Source organism: Allobosea sp. UC22_33 (assembly GCF_042700715.1).
Taxonomy (GTDB): domain Bacteria; phylum Pseudomonadota; class Alphaproteobacteria; order Rhizobiales; family Beijerinckiaceae; genus Allobosea.
Genome location: NZ_CP170556.1, coordinates 5,065,204 through 5,087,588, shown reverse-complemented (window position 1 = coordinate 5,087,588; position 22,385 = coordinate 5,065,204). Strand labels below are relative to the sequence as shown.

At 67.0% G+C, this 22,385-nt stretch carries 20 protein-coding genes; 6 read left to right on the top strand and 14 right to left on the bottom strand.

The features are described from left to right. Positions 1–84 precede the first annotated feature (84 nt). From ACFJGT_RS24620 to ACFJGT_RS24590, 7 genes are all read right to left on the bottom strand, one after another. Positions 85–693 (bottom strand): SCO family protein, encoded by a 609-nt coding sequence (locus tag ACFJGT_RS24620; protein WP_377843776.1) that lies wholly within the window; start codon positions 691–693, stop codon positions 85–87. Positions 694–779: 86 nt separating this feature from the next. Beyond that, positions 780–956, bottom strand: coding sequence for a hypothetical protein (locus ACFJGT_RS24615; protein ID WP_156367053.1), 177 nt, complete (start codon positions 954–956; stop codon positions 780–782). Positions 957–1,168: 212 nt separating this feature from the next. Next, positions 1,169–2,602: an amidohydrolase family protein gene (locus ACFJGT_RS24610; RefSeq protein ID WP_377843773.1), complete on the bottom strand. Its 1,434-nt coding sequence runs from the start codon at positions 2,600–2,602 to the stop codon at positions 1,169–1,171. A gap of 71 nt (positions 2,603–2,673) precedes the next feature. Further along, entirely contained in the window at positions 2,674–4,263 is a 1,590-nt protein-coding gene (locus ACFJGT_RS24605; RefSeq protein ID WP_377843768.1) for an ABC transporter substrate-binding protein, read from the bottom strand. Positions 4,264–4,307: 44 nt separating this feature from the next. Continuing rightward, positions 4,308–5,231, bottom strand: a complete 924-nt coding sequence (locus tag ACFJGT_RS24600; protein WP_377843767.1) for an ABC transporter permease — start codon at positions 5,229–5,231, stop codon at positions 4,308–4,310. Further along, on the bottom strand, positions 5,231–6,172 hold the full coding sequence (locus tag ACFJGT_RS24595; protein WP_377843766.1) for an ABC transporter permease: 942 nt from the start codon (positions 6,170–6,172) through the stop codon (positions 5,231–5,233). Before ACFJGT_RS24595 ends, ACFJGT_RS24600 begins: the two co-directional genes overlap by 1 nt. Before the next feature lie 15 nt (positions 6,173–6,187). Continuing rightward, positions 6,188–7,834: an amidohydrolase gene (locus ACFJGT_RS24590; RefSeq protein ID WP_377843765.1), complete on the bottom strand. Its 1,647-nt coding sequence runs from the start codon at positions 7,832–7,834 to the stop codon at positions 6,188–6,190. A gap of 323 nt (positions 7,835–8,157) precedes the next feature. On the opposite strand from ACFJGT_RS24590, the gene ACFJGT_RS24585 reads away from it, so the two are divergent. From ACFJGT_RS24585 to ACFJGT_RS24560, 6 genes are all read left to right on the top strand, one after another. Continuing rightward, positions 8,158–8,736 (top strand): cupin domain-containing protein, encoded by a 579-nt coding sequence (locus tag ACFJGT_RS24585; RefSeq protein WP_377843763.1) that lies wholly within the window; start codon positions 8,158–8,160, stop codon positions 8,734–8,736. Between the two features lie 278 nt (positions 8,737–9,014). After that, positions 9,015–9,878 (top strand): helix-turn-helix transcriptional regulator, encoded by an 864-nt coding sequence (locus ACFJGT_RS24580; protein ID WP_377843761.1) that lies wholly within the window; start codon positions 9,015–9,017, stop codon positions 9,876–9,878. A gap of 164 nt (positions 9,879–10,042) precedes the next feature. Beyond that, a complete protein-coding gene (locus ACFJGT_RS24575; RefSeq protein ID WP_377843758.1) occupies positions 10,043–12,238 on the top strand; it encodes a TonB-dependent siderophore receptor in 2,196 nt (731 codons plus the stop codon). 8 nt (positions 12,239–12,246) lie between these two features. After that, a complete protein-coding gene (locus ACFJGT_RS24570) occupies positions 12,247–13,086 on the top strand; it encodes an alpha/beta hydrolase (protein WP_377843756.1) in 840 nt (279 codons plus the stop codon). Continuing rightward, positions 13,083–14,195, top strand: a complete 1,113-nt coding sequence (locus ACFJGT_RS24565; RefSeq protein WP_377843752.1) for an ABC transporter substrate-binding protein — start codon at positions 13,083–13,085, stop codon at positions 14,193–14,195. The genes ACFJGT_RS24570 and ACFJGT_RS24565 overlap by 4 nt, the downstream gene beginning before the upstream one ends. 11 nt (positions 14,196–14,206) lie before the next feature. Next, the gene (locus tag ACFJGT_RS24560; RefSeq protein ID WP_377843749.1) at positions 14,207–15,313 is read left to right on the top strand and encodes a DUF2218 domain-containing protein; all 1,107 of its coding nucleotides are present in this window, start codon (positions 14,207–14,209) and stop codon (positions 15,311–15,313) included. On the opposite strand, the gene tam is transcribed toward ACFJGT_RS24560, so the two are convergent. From tam to ACFJGT_RS24525, 7 genes are all read right to left on the bottom strand, one after another. After that, on the bottom strand, positions 15,314–16,099 hold the full coding sequence (tam, locus tag ACFJGT_RS24555) for a trans-aconitate 2-methyltransferase (protein WP_377843746.1): 786 nt from the start codon (positions 16,097–16,099) through the stop codon (positions 15,314–15,316). It abuts the gene before it with no gap. A 53-nt stretch (positions 16,100–16,152) separates the two neighbouring features. Further along, positions 16,153–16,947, bottom strand: coding sequence for a class I SAM-dependent methyltransferase (locus tag ACFJGT_RS24550; protein WP_377843743.1), 795 nt, complete (start codon positions 16,945–16,947; stop codon positions 16,153–16,155). Next, positions 16,947–17,600, bottom strand: a complete 654-nt coding sequence (locus ACFJGT_RS24545) for an ABC transporter ATP-binding protein (RefSeq protein ID WP_377849067.1) — start codon at positions 17,598–17,600, stop codon at positions 16,947–16,949. The genes ACFJGT_RS24550 and ACFJGT_RS24545 overlap by 1 nt, the downstream gene beginning before the upstream one ends. After that, positions 17,536–18,780: a FecCD family ABC transporter permease gene (locus ACFJGT_RS24540; RefSeq protein WP_377843739.1), complete on the bottom strand. Its 1,245-nt coding sequence runs from the start codon at positions 18,778–18,780 to the stop codon at positions 17,536–17,538. Before ACFJGT_RS24540 ends, ACFJGT_RS24545 begins: the two co-directional genes overlap by 65 nt. A gap of 35 nt (positions 18,781–18,815) precedes the next feature. After that, positions 18,816–19,952, bottom strand: a complete 1,137-nt coding sequence (locus ACFJGT_RS24535; RefSeq protein WP_377843736.1) for an ABC transporter substrate-binding protein — start codon at positions 19,950–19,952, stop codon at positions 18,816–18,818. 173 nt (positions 19,953–20,125) lie between these two features. Beyond that, complete coding sequence (locus ACFJGT_RS24530; protein ID WP_377843733.1) at positions 20,126–21,163, bottom strand: phosphotransferase family protein; 1,038 nt, start codon at positions 21,161–21,163, stop codon at positions 20,126–20,128. 4 nt (positions 21,164–21,167) lie between these two features. After that, the gene (locus tag ACFJGT_RS24525; RefSeq protein ID WP_377843731.1) at positions 21,168–22,385 is read right to left on the bottom strand and encodes an acyl-CoA dehydrogenase family protein; all 1,218 of its coding nucleotides are present in this window, start codon (positions 22,383–22,385) and stop codon (positions 21,168–21,170) included.

The following is a 22,385-nucleotide window of genomic DNA, read 5'->3' as shown; positions in this document are numbered from 1 at the left end:
GAACCGGTGTCCCCTTCGCTCGAAAATGCTCTGGGACCAGCATCGGCCAGTCGTCGAAGCAGCCTTCGCTGCCATGAGCATCCCTTACGAGTGACGCAGCCACTCCGCTGCCGCCTGCGCCGGAGGCTGCTCGATATTGAAGGCGCCGACGAATTGGCCGTCCTTGCCCATCAGATAGACCAGGGCGGTATGGTCCATCGTGTAGTCGCCATCCTTGAGCGGGACCTTCTTGGAATAGGCGCGGTAGGCCTTGATCACGGCGTCGATGGCCGGCCGGTCACCGCTCAGGCCGACGATGCGCGGATCGAAGGAGCCGAGATAGCTCTTCATCGCGTCCGGCGTGTCGCGCTCGGGATCGACCGTGATGAAGAGCGCTTTAAGCCCCTTCGCCTTGGCGCCGTCGCCGGCCGCGCGCAGGGCCTCCGAGATCTCGAAAAGCTTGGTCGGGCAGATATCCGGGCAATGGGTGAAGCCGAAGAAGACCAGGAACGGCGAGCCCTTCAGGTCGGTATCGGAGAGCGGCTTGCCCTCCTGCGTCGTCAGCGTGAACGGGCCGCCGACGCTGGCGACGCCACTGCCACTGCTGCCCTGGCGGCCGGGCGAGAAAGTCAGGATCGCGGCTGCGGCGAGCGCGAGCGCCCCGGCCAGGAAGACGACGAGGGGCAGGACGAGACGGCGGTTCACGGAATTCATCCCAGCAGGCGGCCGCAGCCGCTAGACAGCGTTTTTCCAGGCATCGGTCGGATCCGAAAACCAGTTCCCACTTGTCGGACCGATGCCTAGAAACAGGCCACGATGGCGGCGATCAGACCGTCGGTGAAGAGCCGATCGCCTTCGCGCCACCACAGCAGCAGGCCGGTGAGAAACAGGGCGAAGAAGCCTCCGCCGATCAGCATGAGGCCGAGACGGCTCGAAGAGCCGGCCTCCGTCTGCGTTGTCTCGTCTGCCTGCGACATAGGCACACCCTAGCGCCGGATCACGCCCACCGAAAGCGGGCGCCGTGACGCAGGGGGCTCACGATGCGGCGATGCGCCCTGAACCCCGAAATAGCAGGGCGTCTCGGGCGAAGCGAAGCGCAGACCCGAGAATCTCTGGCAGGGAAAGGCTCCGGTGCCTCTCCTTCATGAGATGCTCGGGTCAAGCCCGAGCATGACCGCGCAGGTTCCGCTCACTTCACCGGGAAGGTCAGCGGGGAATAATCCGTCACCGGGCGCTTGACCCAGTCATTGCCGGGCGCCGCGGCTTCCGTCCGCTTCTGGGCTTCGTGGAGACGCAAGGCTGCGGCCGGATAGTCCATGGTCAGGACCGTACCGTCGCGGACGACGAGCCTGCCGTCGACATAGACGCGATCGACGGCGCGCTCGGCCGCGGCATAGACCATGCTGCGGACGGGGTCGCGACGCGGCTGCATCATCGGGTGCTTGAGGTCGACCATGACGAGGTCGGCCTTGCAGCCGGCTTCCAGGCGGCCGATATCGTCGCGGCCGAGCGCGGCGGCGCCCGCCGTGGTCGCGGCTTCGAAAATGTCGGTGGTGGTCAGCGTGCGCGGGTTCTCCGCCATCATGCGGGCGACATAGCCGACATGGCGCATCTCCTCGAGCATGTTGTGCGGGTAGGTGTCGGTGCCCAGGCCGATGCGGACACCGGCGCGGCGATAGCGCCCGAAATCGTCGAGCGCGATGCCGCGGCGCATGAAGACCGTCGGGCAATGGGCAACCATCGTGCCGGTCTCGGCGAGCAGCGCGAGATCGCGGCGGCTGTGCCAGGCGACGCGGGGGTAATCGTCTAGGAAGATGCCGTGGCCGACGATGCTGGTGTCGCCGAGCACGCCGAGCTTCTCCAGCCACTGGATCGGCGTCACGCCATGGCGGCGGGTGATCTCGTGGAACTCGACCGTCGACTGGGCCGCGTGGATCTGCCAGGGCAGGTTACGGCGCTTGGCCTCGGCGTGGCTGTCCTTGATCAGGCCCTCGCTGCAGGTGTCGATCTGCGAAGGAGAGACCATCGCGAAGAGCCGGCCGGACGGATGCTTCTGCGCCTGCTCGATGACCGCGAAAGCCTGCTCCATGGCCGCGACGCCGGCCTTCTCGTCCCACTCGTATTCCACGACATGGCCGTTCTTGGTGTACCAGCGGGCCGAGCGGAACATCGGCGACAGGCAGACGCGCAGGCCGCTATTGGCCGCCAGATCGATCCAGCCGGGATGAGCGACCGACATGTCGGCGAGCGTAGTGACGCCGGAGAGCAGCAATTCCGAATAGGCGACCTGCACGCAATCAGGCACCGCCTCGGCGTCCGGACGCAGGATCGGCATGAACTCGTAGAGCGAGGAATTGTAGAGTGCGGGCGAGCCGAGTTCGTCGAGAAAGCCCTTGTTCAGCGCCTCGCTCGAGGGATGCGAATGGATGTTGACGAGGCCGGGCATGACCATGCGCCCGCTGCCGTCGACGGTCTCGTCGGCCGGCCCTTCGTAGCGGGGCCCGACATAACGCAGCGTGCCGTCCTCGAAGGCGACATCGGCTCCGTGCAGATAGACATGCCGGGAGGCTTCCGCATCCCAGGCGACAACGACTTCGGCGTTCTTGATGACCGTGATCGTCACGATAGTTCCTCCCTAGTGGCCAGACATAGAAAAAGCGCCGCGCGGTTCCCACCGCGCGGCGCCGAAGACGCTCAGCGCTTCAGCTTGAGGTCGAGGCCCTTGTAGAGGCCCGCACCGTAGATGCCGTGGGCGCGCACGCCCTCCAGCCGGTCGCCGGCGACGACCCAGAGCGGCTGCGAGGCCAGGGGAACCCAGACATTCGCCTCGGTGAGCTGCATCTGGACCGCGCCGATCGCCTGCTTGCGCTTGTCGGCATCGACGGCGGTGGCCGCAGCCTTGAGCAGCTCGTCGGTCTTGGTGTCCTTCCAGTTCATCCGGTTCGGCGTCGGGGCCTGGCGGCTGGCGAAGTAGAGGTTCAGCGCCTCGGTCGCCGTCACATAGGGGTAGGACATGTAGAAGGCGTCGAATTCCTGCGTCGCCAGCTTGCCCCAGGCGACGGTCGCGTCCCAGAGCTGGATCTTCATGTCGATGCCGACCTTGCGCAGGTCGGCCTGCATCGCCTCGGAGATGCGCGGGTTGGTGTCGTTGCGGATGCCATAGACGATGAAGGTCGCCTTCTGGCCGTCCTTCTCGCGGATACCGTCGGCGCCCGGCTTCCAGCCGGCCTCGTCGAGAAGCTTGGCCGCCGCCGCCGGATCGTATTTCGGCGTCTTCGCGACCGTGTCCTTGTCGTAGTCGAGCACGGCCGGATTGAGCAGGGACGGCAGCGCCGAGCCCTTGCCGAAGAAGATCGCCTTGGAAATGGCCTCCTTGTTGGTGGCCATGTTGACGGCTTCGCGGATGGCCTTGTCCTTCGAGACCGGCTTGTCGACCTTGAAGCCCATGAAGACGTCGTAGATGTAGTTTTCCTGCCGCTGCACCGTCATGCCGGGGATGCGCTGCATCGTGTCGAGCGCGATATAGGGCATGTAATAGGTCACGTCGGCCTGCTTGGCCTGGATCGCGGCCATCAGCGTGTTCGACTCGGGGATCACCTTCCAGACGATCTCGTCGATCTGCGGCTTCGGGTCCTTGTAGATCGCGGGACCCCAGGCGTAGTGCGGGTTCTTCTTGAGCACGAGCTCCTGGCGCGGGGTCCATTTCGACCAGCAATAGGGGCCGGTGCCATTGAAGCCCTGGACGCCGAAATTCGGCCCGAGCTTCTCGACGGTCGCCTTGTCGACCACCGAGGCGAAGGACAGCGCGAGCTGGAACATCAGGTCGCTATAAGGCTCCTTCAGCTCGTAGATCAGCGTGGAATCGCCGTCCGCGCGGATGTCCTTGACCGGGCCGCCGCGGAAGGAGACCGGCGACTTGTTGGCCGGGTCGGTCCAGCGCTTCAGCGAATAGACGACGTCGTCGATCGTCATCGGCCGGCCGTCGCAGAACTTCACGTCCTTGCGGATCTTGAAGGTGTAGGTCGTGCCGTCGGGCGAGATCGTCCAGCTATCGGCGAGGCCGGGCTTGATCGTCTTCATGTCGAAATCGACCGTCACCAGCGTGTCGGCCATCATGTACAGGACCTCGGCCGCCGCGGTCGCGGTGGTGCGGATCGGATCGTAGTTGTCGGCGTCGATGACGCGCAGGATCGAGAGCGGCGCCTTCTGCTGGGCGACCGCGGGCACGGCCGCAAAACTTGCGGCGGCGGCGCCAGCGAGAAACAGAGTAGAGAGTTTGAACATCGAGCAAGTCCCCTTTTTTGATGCTTCTTGGTTGATATCGGCTGCTATTTGCGCAGCTTGGGATCGAGGGCGTCCCGCAGGGAGTCGCCAAGCACATTGAAGGCCAGCACCACCGCGAAGATCACCAGGCTCGGCAGGACCGAGACATGCGGCGCGAAGAACAGGAAGTTGCGCCCGTCAGCCGCCATCGCGCCGAGTTCGGCCGTCGGCGGCTGGGCGCCGAGGCCCAGGAAGGACAGGGCCGCGCCGAGCAGGATCACCTGGCCGAAGCGCAAGGTGACGAAGACGAAGAGCGCCGAGAGGCAGTTCGGCAGGACATAGCGGATGATGATCCGCAGGTCGCTCAGGCCCAGCGAGCGCGCCGCCTCGATATAGCCCTGCTGCAGCACGACCAGCGCCGAGCCGCGCACCACGCGCGCCATCAGCGGCACGGTCGCGATCGAGAGCGCGATGATCACCGCGAGCAGGCCCGGCCCGAAGATCGCGGCGATGGCGAGGCCGAACAGGATGGCGGGAAAGGACAGGAGGATGTCCATGAAGCGCATCAGCACGCCCGACACCTTCGGATAATAGGCGGCGACGAAGCCGATGACGCCGCCGATCGTGCAGCCGAACAGGACCGAAGCGAAGCCCATCAGCAGGGTCGTGCGCAAGCCGAAGAGCAGGCGCGTGATCATGTTGCGACCCTGCCCGTCGGTGCCGAGCAGGCCCAGCTCGCCCGGCGGCTTCAGCGTGTTGGCGATGTCGTTGACGAAAGGATCGGTCGGCGCGAGCCAGGGCGCGAAGGCCCCGCAGAGAATGGCGAGGACGACGAGGGCCAGCGCGATGCAGGACCCGACATCGGACAGCAGCATCCGCAGCACCGTCTTGCGGCGAACGGGCGCGGCGGCGGCGACGCTCACGGCGGCCTCGACCGTCTTGGCGCCGGGCTGGAGCGCATTGCGATCGAGCTTCATGGAAGAACTCATCAGGTGCCCCTCACGCGCGGATCGAGCACGGCATAGAGGACGTCCACCGCGAGATTGACCAGGATGAAGCCGAGCGAGAGCATGATGATCGTGCCCTGCGCCATCGGCAGGTCGCTCGACAGGATGGCGCCGACCGCGAGCCGGCCGATGCCCGGCCAGGAGAACACGGTCTCGGTGACGACGGCGCCGCCGAGCAGGAAGCCGATCTGCAGGCCGATCAGCGTGACGACCGGGACAAGGGCATTGCGCAAGGTATGGCGCAGCACGACCCTGCTCTCGCTGAGCCCCTTGGCGCGGGCGGTGCGGACATGGTCGGCGCCGAGTTCGTCCAGCACCGAGGTGCGGGTCATCCGCGCGACCGGGCCGACGAAGACGCCACCCAAAGTGACCGCCGGCAGGATGATCCCTTGCAGACCCTCCCAGGTCCAGAGCGGGCCGGTGCGCCCGGTGAAGGGCAGGATTGGATAGTAGAAGCCGAAGAGCCAGATCAGCCCGAGGCCGAGGAAGAAGACCGGCAGCGAGACGCCGGCGACCGAGAAAGCCATGATCGCGCGGTCGATCAGCGAGCCCCGGTAATAGGCGCCGACGGTGCCGAGGAACATGCCGAGCGGGATCGCCCAGACCAGCGAGGCCAGCATCAGCTCCAGCGTCGGGCCGATGGTGTTGCCGAGTTCCTGCGTCACCGGGACGTTGTTGATGATGGAAACGCCGAGATCACCCTGGAGCAGCCGCCCGAGATAGATCGCGAACTGCTTCCACAGCGGCTGGTTCAACCCGAGTTCCTGACGGATCGCCTCGACCACGTCCTGCGTCGCGGTCGGGCCGGCGCGGACCTGCGCCGGATCGGTCGGCACGACCTGCATCAGCAGGAAGCCGATCAGCAGCACGCCGAGCAGGACCGGCAGGACCAGCAGCAGCCTTTGCAGCGTATGTTTGAGCATCGCGGAGGTCCCGGCCTATTGCGCGGCGGCCGCGAACTGGCCGTGCCGGTCGAAGACGATCTCGCCCCCGAGCAGGGTCAGGTCGCAGCGCACCTCGTTCTCGACCTGCGCGACAGGAATCGCGAAGATGTCGTGCGAGAGCACCGCGATATCGGCGAGCTGGCCCGGCACCAGCCGGCCGAGCTTGTCCTCGGCGAACTGGGTATAGGCGCCGAGCAAGGTATAGGCGTGCACCGCCTCCTCCATGCTCAGCTTCTCGGCGCCGCCGATCTCGGTATGGCGCTTGGTCTGGCGGGTGACCATCGTGAACAGGTTCTTGAACGGGTCGGTGGCGCAGACCGGCGCATCCGAGCTTGCCGCGGCATGCAGGCCGCCATCAAGCCATTTGCGCATCGGGTAGGAGGCGCCGGCGCGCTCTTCGCCAAGGTTGATCACATAGAGATCGCCGAACTCGTAGATGAAGGCCGGCTGCGGCACCGGGTCGATGCCGGCGGCCGCCATGCGGGCGAGCTGGCCGTCGGTGAGGAAGCCGCAATGCTCGATCCGGTGGCGGCGCCCCTTGATCGGATGCGCGGGACTGTCGGCCTTCTCCATTCCGGAGAGAACCTGCTCGATCGCGGCGTCGCCGATCGCATGGATCGCGAGCTGGTAGCCCAACTCGTGGTAGTGCCGGAGATAGCGGTGCATGTCGGCATCGGAATAGATGAAGATGCCGCGATTATCGGGGTCGCCGACCAGGTAGGGCTCGCTCATCGCGGCGGTCAGACCGCCGGCACTACCGTCACCGAAGACCTTCATCGCACCGTAGCGCAGGAGGCCGGTCTCGCGGCCGAAACGGTAGCCCGCCGCATGGGCCTCGTCGCCGATGCCGTCGGCATTGCCGTAGATGCAGACCCAGGTGCGGACCGGCAGGGTGCCGGCGCGCGCGACCTCCTCATAGGCCTCGATCTCGGCCATACCGGCGCCCATGCCGACGCCGGCATCCATCACGCTGGTGAAGCCCTGCGCCAGCATGTAGTGCCCAGCCTTTTCGATCGCGGCTTTCAGCTCCGCAATGCTCGGCTTCGGCATCGCCTGGACAACCAGACGCATGGCGCTTTCGGCCAGCAGGCCGGTGAGCTTGTTGTCGCGGCGCTCGATCAGGCCGCCATCGGGGCTCGGCGTGTTGTGGCCGATGCCGGCCGCCGCCATGGCGCGGCCGTTGACGACGCCGACATGGCCGCAGGTGCGCTTGATATAGACGGGATTGTCCGGCGAAACGCGGTCGAGCTCCTCGGCGGTGGGATGGCGGGCCTCGGCCAGCTCGTTATGGTCGTAGCCGCGGCCGGTGACCCATTCGCCGGGCTTCCTGCCCTTCACGGCGGCGGCGATGCGGCGCAGGATCTCGTCAATGCTGTTGACGCCCTCCTCGGGGCGCAGGTTGACCTCGCTCATGGCGAGGCCGAGCGGCAGCAGATGCATATGGGCATCGTTGAGGCCGGGAATGGCGACGCGGCCGGCGAGATCGACGATTTTCGTCGCTGGCCCCTGCAGGGCGGCGATCTCAGTCGCAGAACCCGCAGCCAGCACCTTGCCATCGCCGATCGCCAGGGCTTCGACGAAGCCTTCCGCCAAGCCGCAGAAGATGCGGCCATTCAACAAAACGGTCTCAGCCTGCGTCATCGCCCGGATTATCCTGCTTTCCCTGTTGAATTCTCGCCGCGAGGCATTGGCGAGGCGATAGTCTTCGGCAAGCATCTCCCGTGCCATGCACACGGCAATGCGTGTGCATGCGGCCCGATCGTATCGAATGGGGATTTAGTCTGGACGGTATGCTTTGAACGCGAAAACTATTCCACTCCGCCGGTTCCCCATGACACTATTTTCTTATTGGCTTTCCGCCAGCATTGCTCAGAATATTGAACATGGCAAGGCCCGCCGAACAGGCGGCCCTTGCATGACGCGCAGGAAAGACAAGGCGCGGGGAAAAGGGAAACGGAACGGCCATGAGCTTTGACGTCGGCGGAAGGCTGAAGGAAATCAGGGTGGCTGCCGGGCTTTCCCAGCGCGAGCTCGCGGCGCGCTCCGGCGTGACCCATAGCCTGATCTCGCTGATCGAGCAGAACCGCAACAGCCCCTCCGTCGCGTCGCTGCGCAAGATCCTCGGCGGCATTCCGATGACGATGGTGAGTTTTTTTGACGAAGAACGAACGCCGCGCGACAAGGTGTTCTTCGAGGCCACCGACCTGCTCGACCTGACCTCGCGCCTGCACCAGGTCAATGGCGGGGAGAGCCGGGGCCAGATGTCCTTCCGCCAGGTCGGGGACGCCCAGGCGCATAATCTGCAGATCCTGCATGAGTCCTACGATCCCGGCGCCGATACCGGCGCAGCCATGCTCAAGCACGAATCCCATGAGGGCGGCGTGGTGCTTTCAGGCGAGCTCGAGATCACCGTCGGCGACCAGATCAAGGTGCTGAAGCCCGGCGATGCCTATCTCTTCGACAGCCGTATCCCGCATCGCTACCGCAATATCGGGACGGAACGCTGCATCGTCGTCAGCGCCTGCACGCCGCCTTATCTGTGAGGCCGGGATTACGGCACCGCGTCCCTGTCATTCCGGGACATGGCGAAGCCATGGGCCCGGAATCCAGAACCGATATCCTCTCTCATGAAGTGGGCCGGACCGCCGATCTCTCCGAAAGAGGGCGTCGGCTCTGGATTCCGGGCCCGATCTTTCGGATCGCCCCGGAATGACGGCGATGCGCCTCATCCCGCGCAAACCTTAGAATTCATTTAAACTATTGATATTATTTGATTTTTATACCACGGTCGGATAAGCATCGCCTCTTCTCAGAGGTCGCGATGCACGCCGGTTCCCGCCCCGTCCAGAAAACTGCCACGAGCCTGGAGCTGTTCTCGCACAACCTCTCGCTCTCGGTCGGCACCTTCCTGATCCAGGAGGGCGAGCGGATCGTCGGCCCGATGCGGCCGGGTCTCAAGGTCGCGGTCATGCTGGAAGGCCGGCAGGCGCTGGAACTCGACGACCGTCCAGCCGTGCTGCTCGATGGCCCGGCCGTTCTCGTCGCGGCCAATGGCGGCGACCATATGCAGCAGCGCACCGGGCTCGCGGATGGTGCCTTGCGCTGCGCCCTGATGCAGTTCGACTTCGATTTCGTCGCCCGCGAGTTCGGGCCGGATGTCGCCAAGGCCGCTCGCCTCGCCTGCTCCGACGATGCCGGTTTCTGGGTGCGCCCGGCCGATGCGCCGATCCGCTCGCTCGCGCTGCAGATGGCGGAATGCCCGGTCGGCGAGGCGCTGCGCCCGCTCTATCTCGCCGGCAAGGCGCTCGAACTCGGCGCTCTCGTGCTGGACCGGATGCTCGGCGAGCGGCCCGTGCGCCCGGCACGGCTCAGTCCGCGCTTGCGCGAGCAGGTCCATGCCGCACGCGACCGCCTGCTCGAAACGCTGCAGGAGCCTCTCAGCCTGGCGGAGCTGGCGCGCGAGTGCGGCCTCAACCCGACCAAGCTCACCTCTGCCTTCCGCACCGAGTTCGGTGCCAGCGTCTTCGAATACCTGCAGGAGCAGCGCCTGCAGCAGGCCTATGCGCTGATCGCGAGCGGGGAAGCGAGCGTCGCCGTCGCGGCCTTCCAGGTCGGCTACAGCCCGGCGCATTTCTCGGGGCTGTTCCGCAAGCGTTTCGGCATCGCTCCGAGCGCATTGCGCTGATTCAAACGATGAATTCGCCTTCCCGTCCTTGCTTGGAGGCGTTCGAAACGCGACCGAAAGAAATACTGCCGCGATCGAAAGCCAAGCGCGTTGCCCGCCTTGCAGCCTTCCTGAAAGAACCCCGGAGACGCGGCGCCAGAGGCGCCAGGGGCAGGATTACGGGCATGATCGGGATCAACGGCAGCAATCGCGCGATGTGGCAGGCCGGCGTGGCATTGGCCGCGCTCGTCGCCGGCGGAGCGGGCACGGCGCTGGCGCAGGGCGCCCAGGCACAGCCGGCAGGCGCGGCGATCGGCCTCGACACGATCGAGGTCCAGGGCGAGCGCGCCAGCGGCCCGGTCAACGGCTATGTCGCGCGCCGCAGCGAGACGGCGACCAAGACCGACACGCCGATCCTGGAGACGCCGCAGTCGATCACCGTCGTCACCCGCGACCAGATGGACGACCAGGGCGCAACCACGGTCAGCCAGGCCCTGCGCTACAGCGCGGGCGTGCTCGGCGAGACGCGTCTGTCCTCGGGCGGCCGCTATGACAGCGTCTTCATCCGCGGCTTCGGTGGCGCCGGAACCGGCGCCGGCTTCGTCAACAATCTCGATGGCCTGCGCCTTCTGCGCGGGGTCAACTTCCTCGTGCCGTCCTTCGAGCCCTGGGGGCTTGAGCGGGTCGAGGTTCTGCGCGGCCCGTCCTCGGTGGTGTTCGGGCAAGTGAAGCCCGGCGGCCTGATCAACATGGTCAGCAAGCGGCCGCGCGACGAGAAGCACGGCGAGGTCCAGCTTCGCGCGGGCAACCGGCAGCGGGCCGAGATGGCCTTCGATATCGGCGGCCCCGTCGACGCGCAGAAAACCTGGCTCTATCGCGTGGTCGGCCTCGGCCGCTCGGCCGACACGCAGGTCGATTACACGCAGGACCAGCGCGTCTTCATCGCGCCCTCCGTGACCTACCGGCCGACCGGGGCGACCACCTTCACGCTGATGGCCTCGTTCCAGCGCGATCCGGAAACCGGCTTTTACGGCTTCATCCCGGCGGTCGGCACCGTGCTGCCGAGCCGGGCCGGCCGTATCCGCAGCGAGTTCTTCCCCGGCGAGCCGCGCTTCGAAGGCTATAGCCGCAACCAGGCCAATCTCGGCTGGGCGTTCGAGCACCGCTTCAACGACATCTTCAGCTTCCGCCAGAATCTCCGCGTTTCCGATCTCGAATCGCGCTTCCGGACGGTGGCTGTCGGCGGCATCGCAGCCGACCAGAAGACGCTGACCCGCCGCGTCACGATGTCGAACGAGAAGGCGCGCACCGCCGGCATCGACAACCAGCTCCAGGCCGATTTCCGCACGGGGCCGCTGACGCACAAGGTGCTGTTCGGCGTCGACGGATACTGGACCGACGGCACCGCCTTCACCGGCGCCGGCGGCACCGTGCAGACCCTTGACTACACGAACCCGATCTATGGCCGCCTGCCCTTCGCGCTGCCGGCGCTGGCCGGCACGAAGCAGACCACGGCCCAGTACGGCATCTACCTGCAGGATCAGATCAAGCTCGACAGGCTCTCGCTGGTCGTCGGCGGGCGCTTCGACCGGGCCGAGGCCCGGACGCGAGCGATGAGCACGGGCGTGCTGACCAAGCAGGACGATACCGCACGCACCGGCCGCGTCGCGCTGATGTACAATTTCGACAACGGCTTTGCTCCCTATGCCAGCTACGCGACCTCGTTCGATCCGCAGGCCGGGACGACCTTCACTGGCACGCCGTTCAAGCCGACCGAGGGCGAGCAGTTCGAGGCCGGCTTCAAATTCGAGCCGCCGGGCATGAACGCCTTCCTGCAGGCCTCGGTCTACCAGCTCACCCAGACCAACGTCCCGACGACGGACCTCGCCCATCCGACCTTCCAGATCCAGACCGGCGAGGTCCGCGCTCGCGGCATCGAGGTCGAGGCTCGTGCGACCGTGTTCGAGAATCTCGACCTCGTCGCGGCCTACACCTACACGGATGCCGAAGTGACCAAGAGCACGGGCGTCGACCTGCACAAGCGCCCGACCGTCGTGCCACGCCACACGGCGGCGCTCTGGGCGCATTACACCTTCCGGACAGGCATGCTCTCGGGCCTCGGGCTCGGCGCCGGCGTCCGCTATGTCGGCAGCGGTGCCGGCGACCCCGGCAACACCTTCTCCACGCCGGACTACACGCTGGTCGATGCTGCCATCAGCTACGACCTCGCCGCGGCCAGCCCGGCCCTCAAGGGCTGGAAGGTCCAGGTCAACGCCCAGAACCTGTTCGACAAAGAATATGTCTCCGGGTGCTACGCCGCGACGCAGTGTTCCTTCGGCCTGCGCCGCACCGTGCTCGCCACGCTGTCATATCGCTGGTGACGTCGCCGATGCAGCCCGGAAGCCTCCTCGATCCCGCATTCGCCCCCGTCACGCTGCCGCTGGCCTGGCAGCGTGACTTCGAGGCGCGGGACGGTTCACGCTACCGGCTGCTGATCTCCGTGCCGGAAAGCCCCGCTCCGGCGCGCGGCTTTCCCGCGCTTGTACTGGTCGACGGCCACGCGCTGTTCCCGGTCGCAGCGACGGCCGCCCGGTTGCAGGCCCAGCGCCCGGAAGCGACCGGCGTCGGCCCCGCCGTCCTGATCGGCATCGGCTATCCCGACGGGCGGCCCTTCGATGCCGAGCGGCGCCAGCGCGACCTCCTGCCCGTCCCCGGCGGAGCCGACCGCTTCCTCGACATGATCGTCGAGGAGGTCCTGCCGGCCGTCGCAAAGCTCGCACCGCTCGATCCGAGCCGGCGCGCGCTCGCCGGCCATTCCTATGGCGGGCTGTTCGTCCTGCACGCGCTGTTCACCCGGCCCGGCCTGTTCGATGCCCTCGTCGCCGGCAGCCCGTCGATCTGGTGGCAGGACCGCGCCATCCTCGCGAGTGAGGAAGCCTTTCGCAGCAGCGGCTCTGGCCCTGCCGGGCGGCTTCTGATCACGGTCGGCAGCCATGAGCAGGCGCCCACGCTCGCCGTCACCCCGCAACGGGCCGAGCGGCTCGCTCAAGCGCGGATGCGTGACAACGCGGCGGAGATGGCTGAGCGCCTGACCGCCTCTGGCAGCGTCGCGTGTGACTTCATCGAATTCCCCGGCGAAAACCATGTCTCGGTCATCCTGCCGATGCTCGCGCGCACCGTGGCCTTCACACTCGCTGGCACGGCCCAAGACAAGGCGGCAGCCGCATGATGCTGGACAGGCGTTCACTGATTCTGGCCGGCTTAAGCCTGCCTGTGCTGCCCGCCATGGCCGCCGATCCGGTCGTCGCGACCGATGTGCTCGGCCGCACCGTGAAGCTCGCGGCTCCCGCCAAGCGCATCGTGCTGGGGCAGGGCCGCCAGCTCAACGCGCTCGGCCTGATCCATCCCGATCCCGTCAGCATCCTCGCAGGCTGGGGCAGCGATCTCGAACGCCAGAATCCAGACGGTCTCGCCCGCTACCGGGCGCGCTTCCCGGCCATCGACGCGCTTCCGCTCGTCGGCGACGGCGGCACGGCTGCCGGCTTCTCGCTGGAGCAGGCGATCGCGCTCGGGCCCGATCTCGTCGTGCTCAGCAAATCGCTCGCCGGCACGCGCCGCGGTCCCGGCGATCTCGTCGAGAAGCTGGAAGCGGCCGGCATCCCCGTCGCGGTCGTCGATTTCTTCCTGGAGCCGCTGCGCGACACCGTGCCGAGCCTTCGGGCGCTGGGCATCCTTACCGGCCAGCAAGAGCAGGCCGAGCGATTGATCGCCTTCTACGAGGACCGCATGAAGCGGATCGCGAGCCGGGTCGCGGATGCGAAGCGCCCCTCGGTGTTCATCCATGCCCATGCCGGCGGCTATGATTGCTGCATGACGGCCGGACAGGGCACGTTCAACGAATTCATCCAGGCCGCGGGCGGGCGCAACATCGCCGCCGCGATGCTGCCGGGCGCGACAGGACAGATCGGCCTCGAACAGCTGATCGGCGCCGATCCGGATGTCTATATCGCGACCGGCGGGACGCATCTCGCCAAGCTCGGCGGGCTCGTGCTCGGCCTCGGCGTCAGCGAGACGGACGCCGCCGCCAGCTTCGCCAAGTTGCTGGGCACGCCCTCGCTCAAGATGCTCAGCGCCATCGAGACGCGCCGCGCCTTCGGCTTCTGGCACCTGTTCAACGATACCCCACTGCATGTCGTCGCGATCGAGGCCCTGGCGAAATGGCTCCACCCGGAGCGTTTCGCCGATATCGACCCCGCCGCGACGCTTGCCGAGGGCGCGCGCTTCTCGGCGATCCCGCTCGATGGGACGCTCTGGATCGCGGCGCCGCCGAAAGCCTGACGGAGACCTTCATGCTCGCAACTTCGACCCGGATCGCGCTCGCCAACCCCTTGGGCGTCCTGAAGCCGCTCTGCGAGCATCTCGTCGAGCACGAGGCGGTCATCACCGAACAGGGCGGCACCACGATGATCGCGCTCGACGGCAGCCTGGCGCGGATCGCGCTTTCGGCCAGCGCATTGGATGTCAATGTCGAGGCGCCGGACCTGTCCGCGCTGCTCGGCATGAAGCGCGCCATCGCGAGCCATGTCATCGAGTTCGCCCCGAAGGACGACGCGCCGGAGATGCGCTGGACCGGCGACGGCACCGGCCCCGCCCTGCCGCCCGAATTCCGCCTCCTGACGGTCACCGGCGTCGAGCGGATCACGCCGCATATGGCCCGCATCCGCTTCACGGGCGAGAACCTCGCGCGCTACGACCATCTCGACGCGCTGCATGTGCGGCTGTTCATCCCGCCCGAGGGTGTCGCCGAGCCGAGCTGGCCGATGGTCGGCGATGACGGCCTGCTGCTGCCCTCGCCGGCCGAAACCAGGCCGCTGGTGCGCAAATACACGATCCGCGAGATCGACGTCGCTGCCGGTACGCTCGCGCTCGATTTCGTGCTGCATGAGGATGCCGGCCCCGGCTCGGCCTTCGCCTTCCGGGCCAAGGCCGGCGACCGGATCGGCATGGCTGGCCCCGGCGGGCGCGGCCTCAAGCCGGCCGAGCGCTATGTCTTCCTCGCCGACGAAACCGGGCTGCCGGCCGTGGCGCGGATGCTGGAGAACCTGCCGGCCGAGGCCAAGGGACAGGTCTTCATCGAGGTCGCCGATGCCGGGGAGGAGCAGGCCTTGCGCCATCCGGCCGGCATGGCGCTGAGCTGGCTGCATCGTGGCACGGCGGCGCCGGGCAGCCTGCCGCTGCTGCCGGACGCCTTCGCGACGATCGACTGGCCGGCGGACGGGCCATCAACCTATCTCTGGTCGGCGTCGGAACATGCCGCGTTCAAGGCGATCCGGGCGGCGTCGCGCGGCAAGCTCAGGCCGGAGCGCGACCAGAACCTCGTGGTCAGCTATTGGCGCGCCGGAGCTTCGGACGAGGAGCATGTCGCCGCGAAGAAGGCCGAAGCCGCGAAGGCCTGATCAGCCCTCTCGCACCGCGACCACGAACAGGCGCGGGAAGCGCAGCAGCACCTTGCCGTCGCTCTCGACCGGGTAATGCGGCGCGATGCGCTCGAGATAACGCGCGAGGAAGTCTCTCTGCTCCTCGGCCGCCAGACGGTCGAGATAGGGCTTCAGGCCGGTGCTCTTGAACCATTCGGCGATGGCTTCGAGATTGGCGAGAGCATGGACATAGGTCGTCTGCCAGATATCGACGCGGCAGCCGGCCTCGATCAGCCAGCGCCGGTAATCGCCGAAGGAGCCGATCGCCGAGCGTTCGGCCTTCGCACTGGCAAGCTTCTCCGCCCAGGGTCCTTCCGCCGCGACCTCGCGCATCGCGACATGGGAGGGCTCGTTGAGATTGTTCGGCATCTGCACCGCGAGGCAGCCGCCTGATGTCAGCGAGCGTGCCAGACGCGGAAACAGGCCCTCATGATCCGGCAGCCATTGCAGCACGGCATTCGCGAAGATCAGGTCGTAGCCGGCCGCATCGGACCATGTGTTCACGTCGCCGAGGATGAAGGAGAGATCGGGCAGGCGCTTGCGCGCCTTCTCCAGCATGTCCGGCGAGGAATCGAGGCCTTCGGTGATGGCGCCGGGGAAGCGGGCGGCGACCAGCTCCGTGCTGTTGCCGGGGCCGCAGCCCAGATCGATGCAGCGCTTGGGATCGCTCAGCGGCACGCGGGCGAGGAGATCGGCCGGCGGGCGCGTCCGCTCGTCCTCGAAGCGCAGATATTGCGCGGCGTCCCAATCCGGCTTGGCGTTCATCGCTCGCTCCTGTCGCGCAGCGCCGCCTTGCGAAGCAGCACTGTCAGACTCTTCTAGCGCGAAACGGCGGCGTCCGCAGGCTTGCGCGCGAGAAGGGCGAAACGGGTGGAGGAGGCCAGCCGGATCGCATCGTGCAGCGGTGCCGCGCGCTGCTGCTCACGCACGACCTGATGGTAATCGGCCGGGACGATGTCGATGAAGCCGGCGGCGGTCAGCATGGTCTCAAGGCGCTGCCGGCTGAGCCCATCCTTGAAATAGAAGCGCTTGGTGATCGAGGCATGGGTGTCGGCATCGATCTGGTGGACGGCGGCGCCACGCTTCTCGCGCAGCCAGTTGCCGAAGCGGTTGACCAGCGCCTGCCAGCGCGTGCGGTTGACCCAGTCGCCATCGATCACCAGCAGGCGGCCGCCGGGACGCAGGACGCGGAACCACTCGCCAAGCGCGGCCTCGGGATCGGTCAGGGTCCAGACGAGATGGCGAGTGATCGCAGCGTCATAGCTCGCATCCTCGTCGAGAAGGTGCTCGGCATCGCCGAGACGGAAGCGGGCGGCCTTGCCATGCTTGGCGCGGGCGCGCTCCAGCATTGCCTCGGAGAAGTCGAGCGCCGTGACGCGGTGCTTCAGCGAGAGCAGGGCGCGGGTGATCTCGCCGGTGCCGCAGGCGAGGTCGAGCACGTCGAGCGGCTCCGGCCCGAAGGAATCACCGATCAGGCGCTGGAAGGCCTTGAGCTCGCGATTCGACTTGATCGCATGGCCGAAGGAGAGATCGAAGCTCTCGGCCCGCGCCGACCAATAGGCGCGGATCTCTTCCTTCAGGGTGAAGTTGTCGTGCGAAGCGGGCGTGGACATCAGTGAACCTGGATATAGGGCTCGACCAGAAGCGTGCCCCGGGCCGAATGCTCGAGATGCACGCCGACGGCATATGTCTCCGAGACCGCCTCATGCGCAAGCACCTCGGCGGGCGCGCCAGCCTGCGCGATGCGCCCTGAATTCATCACCAGCACCCGGTCTGCGAAGCGCGCCGCGAGCGAGAGATCGTGGATCGCGACGACCGTGACGATGTCGCGGCGGCGGGTCGCCTCGCGGATGGTCGCCATGACGTCGAGCTGGCGGCGCACGTCGAGCGCGCTGGTCGGCTCGTCCAGCAGCAGCACGTCGGGCTCGCGCACCAGCGCCTGGCCGATCGCGGCGAGCTGGCGCTGGCCGCCCGAGAGCGTGGCGATGTCGCGTGAAGCGAAAGGGGCCAAGCCCAGCTCCTCGATCACCGCCTCGACGGCGCGGGTATCCTCGGCCGACGCCGCGAGCGCATAGCCGCGATGCAGGTTCTTGCGCGCGAGCAGGATGATGTCGAAGACCGAGAGCGCGACTCGCGCGCCGGTATCCTGCGCGAGATAGAAGACCTTGCGGGCCCGCTCGCGCTGCGACAGCACCGAGAGGTCATGGCCGTCGAGCGCGACCGTGCCGCGCTCGGGCCGCAAGAGGCCGGCGGCGCAGCGGAACAGCGTCGACTTGCCGGAGCCGTTGGGGCCGACCAGAGCGGCGAGCTCGCCACGCGGCAGAGCTTCGGTGCCGAGCGCCTGCAGGACCGGCGTCGCGCCGTAACGGAAATCGAGATCGCGAAGCTGCAGTGACATCGCTCAGAACTCCCCGCCCGCGGATCGACATGACCAGGCTGATGAAGAAGGGCACGCCGATCAGCGCCGTGATGATGCCGATCGGATAGATCACGCCCGGCGTGATCACCTTGGAGACGGTCGAGGCCAGCGAGAGCAGCACGGCACTCGCGATCGTCGCCGTCGGCAGGAAGAAGCGCTGGTCCTCGCCCACCAGAAGCCGCGCGATATGCGGGCCGACGAGGCCGATGAAGCCGATGCCGCCCACAAACGAGACCGAGACGGCCGCGAGCAGCGAGGTCGCGACAAGGATTTCCAGCCGCAGGCGGTCGACGCGGACGCCGAGGCTCTCGGCGCGCTCGTCGCCGAGGCGGAGCGCCGTCAGTGCCCAGCCGCGCATCAGGAAGAACGGCAGGGCAAGCGCGATCAGAAGCGCGGCGACGCCGACCTTCTCCCAGCTGGCGCGGGCGAGGCTGCCCAGCGTCCAGAACACGATCTGGGTGAGCTGTACCTCGTTGGAGCGGTATTGCAGCAGCGCGGTGATGGCGTTGCAGGTGAAGAGCAGGGCGATGCCGACGAGGATCATCGTCTCGGGGCTGACGCCGCGCAGCTTGGTCATGAAGAACAGGACGAGCGAGGCCGACAGCGCGAAGACGAAGGCATTCGCCGTGACGATATAGGGGCCGGCGCCGGGGATGACGCTCCAGCCGAAGACGATCGCGACGGAGGCGCCGACCGTTGCCGCCGCCGAGACGCCGAGCGTGAACGGATCGGCCAGCGGGTTGGCGAGGATGGTCTGCATGCCCGCCCCGCTCAGGCCCAGCATGGCGCCGACGGCCATCGCCATCAGCGCGATCGGCAGGCGCAGGTCCCAGACGATGACGGAGAGCCGCGGCGTGGCCGATTGCGGATCGACCAGCGTGCGCAGGACGTCACTGAGCGGCAGATTGCCGGGACCGATCGAGACATCGAGCGCCAGCGCGAGAGCCAGCGCGACGACACCGAGCAGGACGAGCTTCAGCCGGCGCGCATTGCGCCGGCGATAATCCCCGGTGGCGGTTGCCGTCATGGGCAGGGTCGCGGCCATCGTCGCTCAGGCCGCCTTCACTGGAGCTTGGCCCAGAACACGCCGGAATAGGGGATCGGCAGGAATTTTTCGTGGAATTCCTTGAAGACCGCTTCCGGGTCGATGTCCTTGAACCGGTCGGGATAGAACTCCTTCGCCATGGCGAGCTCGGCGATGAAGTAATAGGGCGCGTCGTAGAACTGGTGGTAGAAGGCCACGACCTTCTTGGCCTGCACCGCCTTGAGCTGCTGGAAGCCCGGGCGGTTCATCAGCGCCACCATCTGCTTCTGCACCTGCTCCGGCGTGGCGTCATAGCCGAGAGCGACCGCGGTGCTGCCGGGGTTGCTGCCGTACCAGTTGGCGCCGGTCAGGAAATAGACGTCCGGATTGTCGGCGAGCACCTTCTCCTGCGCGGCCTGCGCCTGGAAGGCGGAGAAGAACTGGCTGCCCCAGTTGCGCCCGCCGGATTCCTCGATGAAGCGGCCGAAATTGAACGGGCCGAAGGTGGCGCAGCAGGGCAGGAGGCCGGCGGCGCGCTCGACGAAGACCAGCGGCTTCTGCTTGTCGGGGATCGCGCCGACGCGGGCATAGATGCTGCGGGTCTGGCGCATGTAGTAGTCGGAGAAGGCGTTCGCCTCCTTCTCGCGGCCGAGGATGCGACCGAGCAGCTGCACGCTCGGCAGCACGTTCTGGGTCGGGTCCTGGCGGAAATCGACGAAGACGGTGGTGATGCCGGCCTTCTCGAGCTTGGCGAGCAGGCCGGTCTCCTGCGCCTTGAAGTAGTTGGACAGGTCGAGGATGTAGACCTCGGTGCCGAGCGAGGCGATCTTCTCCATGCTGACATCGGCGGCATAGGGGTTGCCCATGTTCGCGACGTCCTTGGCCTTGGGGAACTTGGCGAGATATTTCGCCCAGGCGCCCGGATCGTTCTCGATCAGGTCGTTGCCCCAGCCGACGACGCGCTTGAACGGGTCGTCGCGGTCGAGCATCGCCAGCGTATAGAGCTGGCGGCCTTCGCTGAGCACGATCTTCTGGGGGTCGCGCGTGACGTTGACGACGCGGCCGGCGAGATCGGTGACCTCGATGGTCTCGGCGCTGGCGGCGCCCGCAAACAGCACGGAAGCGCCGATGAGCACGGCGGAAGACAGACGGGCAAGCCAACGGGGAGCGGGCATCGGACAACATCCTGCCGGGGAAGATGCCCTCGCGCTAACACAGCCCGTCTTGGGACGGCAAAGCAAATCTGCTTGTTTTGAATCGATCTAAATTAGATCTATTCTAGAATTCATTGAGAGTAACGCCAGCCAACGAAGATAACGCTCTCGCGAATCCTGTCATCGTCTTGCGCTCAAACAAGGCGATCCGGCCCCTCCATCGCCTCGCGCGCTCGCACCGCAAAGCGCCGGGCGAGCGGCGCGACCTCGGCCGCATTGGCGGCGGCAGCCGTGCCGGTCCGGACCCGATCGGCGATGCCGACGAAGATCACCGCGAAACGGAACAGCGCGAAGACGAGATGGAAGCGCAGCAGCGGCGCCGTCGGCACGGCATGAGCGTAATAATGCGCGAGGAACTCGGCCTCGGCGGGAATGCCGAGCGCGGCCCGGTCGAGGCCGAGGATGCCACCATATTCGTCGGGTGCGGTGTGCCAGGGCATGGTGCAATAGCCGAGATCGGCGAGCGGGTGGCCGAGGGTCGAGAGTTCCCAGTCGAGGATGCCGATCACCTCGGGCTTCTCCGGATGGAACAGCAGGTTGCCAAGCCGGAAATCGCCATGGGCGATCGAGACATGGCCGTCGTCATCGGGCAGGTGCGCCGGCAGCCAGTCGGCGACCGCCTCTAGGTCAGGGATCGGTTCGCCCGGCGATTCCCGCAATTGCTTGGTCCAGCGCGCGATCTGGCGCTCGAAATAATTGCCCGGCCTCCCGAAATCGCCGAGTCCGACCTTGTCCGGCTTTACCGCATGCAGCTTCGCCAGCGCCTCGGCCATGCCGAGAAAGAGGCCCCGCCGCTCGCTCGGGGCGAGGTCGGGCAAGGCGGCGTCATGGAAGACGCGACCGTCCAGCCGCTCCATCAGGTAGAAGGGCGTGCCCAGCGGCTCGGGCTGCGCATGGAAAAGCACGGCGCGCGGCACCGGCACGTTCGTCTCCGACAGCGCTTCGAGCACCCGAAACTCACGGTCGATCGCATGGGCGCCGCGCAGGATCGGCCCGGCCGGCTGCTTGCGCAGCACGAGGCGGCGCGTCCCCCAATCGACGAAATAGGTCGGGTTCGACTGGCCGCCGCCGATGCGTTCGAGCGCGAGTTCGCCAGCGCCGAATTGCACCCGCAGCAGGCTCGCCAGAGCGGCCGGGTCGAAGTCGATGCTGGACGGCACTGCGGCTGCCATCGCCTCAGCCCTGCGCCTCGCCAGCCACGGACCAGTGCCAGAAATCCCGTCCTTCCTGCGTCAGGAAGCGATTCAGCACCATCTTGTGAACCTCGTCGGCGCCGTCGACCAAACGCGCCTGCCGGGCATAGCGATAGATCCATTCGAGCACGGTGTCCCTGGAGTAACCGCGCGCGCCGTTGACCTGGATCGCGACATCGGCGGCAGCGTGCAGGACATTGGCGACCTGGACCTTGGCCATCGAGACTTCCTTACGGGCGAAGCCGCCGCGATCGAGCTCCCAAGCCGCCTTCATCACCAGCAACCGGCCGATCTCGATGCGCATGGCGAGATCACCGAGCTTGAGCTGGATGCTCTCGCGATCGGCGAGGCGCTGGCCGAAACCGTATCGCTCGGCGGCATAGGCCTGGGCGATCTCGATGCAGCGCCTGGAGAGGCCGAGCCAGCGCATGCAATGCGTCAGGCGGGCCGGGCCGAGGCGGACCTGCGTCACCTTCATGCCCTTGCCCTCGCCGGCGAGCACGTTCTCGACGGGGATTTCGAGCCCGTCGAATTCGATCTCGCAATGGCCGCCATGCTCCTCCGGCCCCATGATCTCGATGCGGCGCAGGATGCGCCAGCCCGGCTGGTCGGCATGGAAGAGGAAGGCGGTGAGGCCGTTGCGCGGATCGTCCGAGGTGCGGGCGACGAGGATGAGGTGCTTCGCCTCCTCCGCGCCGGTGATGAACCATTTCCGGCCGCTGACGACGTATGTGTCTCCCCTGCGCTCGGCCTTCGTCCGGATCATCGAGGGATCGGAGCCACCGCCCGGATGCGGCTCGGTCATGGCGAAGGCGGAGCGGACCCTGCCCTCTACGATCGGCTTCAGCCAGCGCTCCTTCTGCTCGGGCGTGCCGAGCGCCTCCAGCACCATCATGTTGCCATCGTCCGGCGCGGCCGAGTTGAAGACGACCGGGCCGAAGATCGAGCGGTTCATCTCCTCATAAGCCACCGCCATGCCCATCTTGCCGAGGCCTGCACCTCCGGTCTCTGGCTTGAGCTGCAGGCACCAGAGACCCGCGGCGCGGGCCTTGGCGCGCATGGTCTCAAGCAAGGGCAACGCGATATTGCCATGGGCGTCATAGGAGGCCCGGTCGGCTTCGAGCGGCAGGATTTCGCGCTCGACGAAGGCGGCGATGCGCGCGCGATAATCCTCGATGCGGGGAGAGATCTCGAAATCCAT

Bases quoted from the DNA above. Each gene is read 5' to 3' on its own strand.
- ACFJGT_RS24620 (WP_377843776.1), bottom strand. From the start codon at position 693: ATGAATTCCGTGAACCGCCGTCTCGTCCTGCCCCTCGTCGTCTTCCTG.
- ACFJGT_RS24615 (WP_156367053.1), bottom strand. From the start codon at position 956: ATGTCGCAGGCAGACGAGACAACGCAGACGGAGGCCGGCTCTTCGAGC.
- ACFJGT_RS24605 (WP_377843768.1), bottom strand. From the start codon at position 4,263: ATGTTCAAACTCTCTACTCTGTTTCTCGCTGGCGCCGCCGCCGCAAGT.
- ACFJGT_RS24600 (WP_377843767.1), bottom strand. From the start codon at position 5,231: ATGAGTTCTTCCATGAAGCTCGATCGCAATGCGCTCCAGCCCGGCGCC.
- ACFJGT_RS24595 (WP_377843766.1), bottom strand. From the start codon at position 6,172: ATGCTCAAACATACGCTGCAAAGGCTGCTGCTGGTCCTGCCGGTCCTG.
- ACFJGT_RS24590 (WP_377843765.1), bottom strand. From the start codon at position 7,834: ATGACGCAGGCTGAGACCGTTTTGTTGAATGGCCGCATCTTCTGCGGC.
- ACFJGT_RS24585 (WP_377843763.1), top strand. From the start codon at position 8,158: ATGAGCTTTGACGTCGGCGGAAGGCTGAAGGAAATCAGGGTGGCTGCC.
- ACFJGT_RS24580 (WP_377843761.1), top strand. From the start codon at position 9,015: ATGCACGCCGGTTCCCGCCCCGTCCAGAAAACTGCCACGAGCCTGGAG.
- ACFJGT_RS24575 (WP_377843758.1), top strand. From the start codon at position 10,043: ATGATCGGGATCAACGGCAGCAATCGCGCGATGTGGCAGGCCGGCGTG.
- ACFJGT_RS24570 (WP_377843756.1), top strand. From the start codon at position 12,247: ATGCAGCCCGGAAGCCTCCTCGATCCCGCATTCGCCCCCGTCACGCTG.
- ACFJGT_RS24565 (WP_377843752.1), top strand. From the start codon at position 13,083: ATGATGCTGGACAGGCGTTCACTGATTCTGGCCGGCTTAAGCCTGCCT.
- ACFJGT_RS24560 (WP_377843749.1), top strand. From the start codon at position 14,207: ATGCTCGCAACTTCGACCCGGATCGCGCTCGCCAACCCCTTGGGCGTC.
- tam (WP_377843746.1), bottom strand. From the start codon at position 16,099: ATGAACGCCAAGCCGGATTGGGACGCCGCGCAATATCTGCGCTTCGAG.
- ACFJGT_RS24550 (WP_377843743.1), bottom strand. From the start codon at position 16,947: ATGTCCACGCCCGCTTCGCACGACAACTTCACCCTGAAGGAAGAGATC.
- ACFJGT_RS24540 (WP_377843739.1), bottom strand. From the start codon at position 18,780: ATGACGGCAACCGCCACCGGGGATTATCGCCGGCGCAATGCGCGCCGG.
- ACFJGT_RS24535 (WP_377843736.1), bottom strand. From the start codon at position 19,952: ATGCCCGCTCCCCGTTGGCTTGCCCGTCTGTCTTCCGCCGTGCTCATC.
- ACFJGT_RS24530 (WP_377843733.1), bottom strand. From the start codon at position 21,163: ATGGCAGCCGCAGTGCCGTCCAGCATCGACTTCGACCCGGCCGCTCTG.
- ACFJGT_RS24525 (WP_377843731.1), bottom strand. From the start codon at position 22,385: ATGGATTTCGAGATCTCTCCCCGCATCGAGGATTATCGCGCGCGCATC.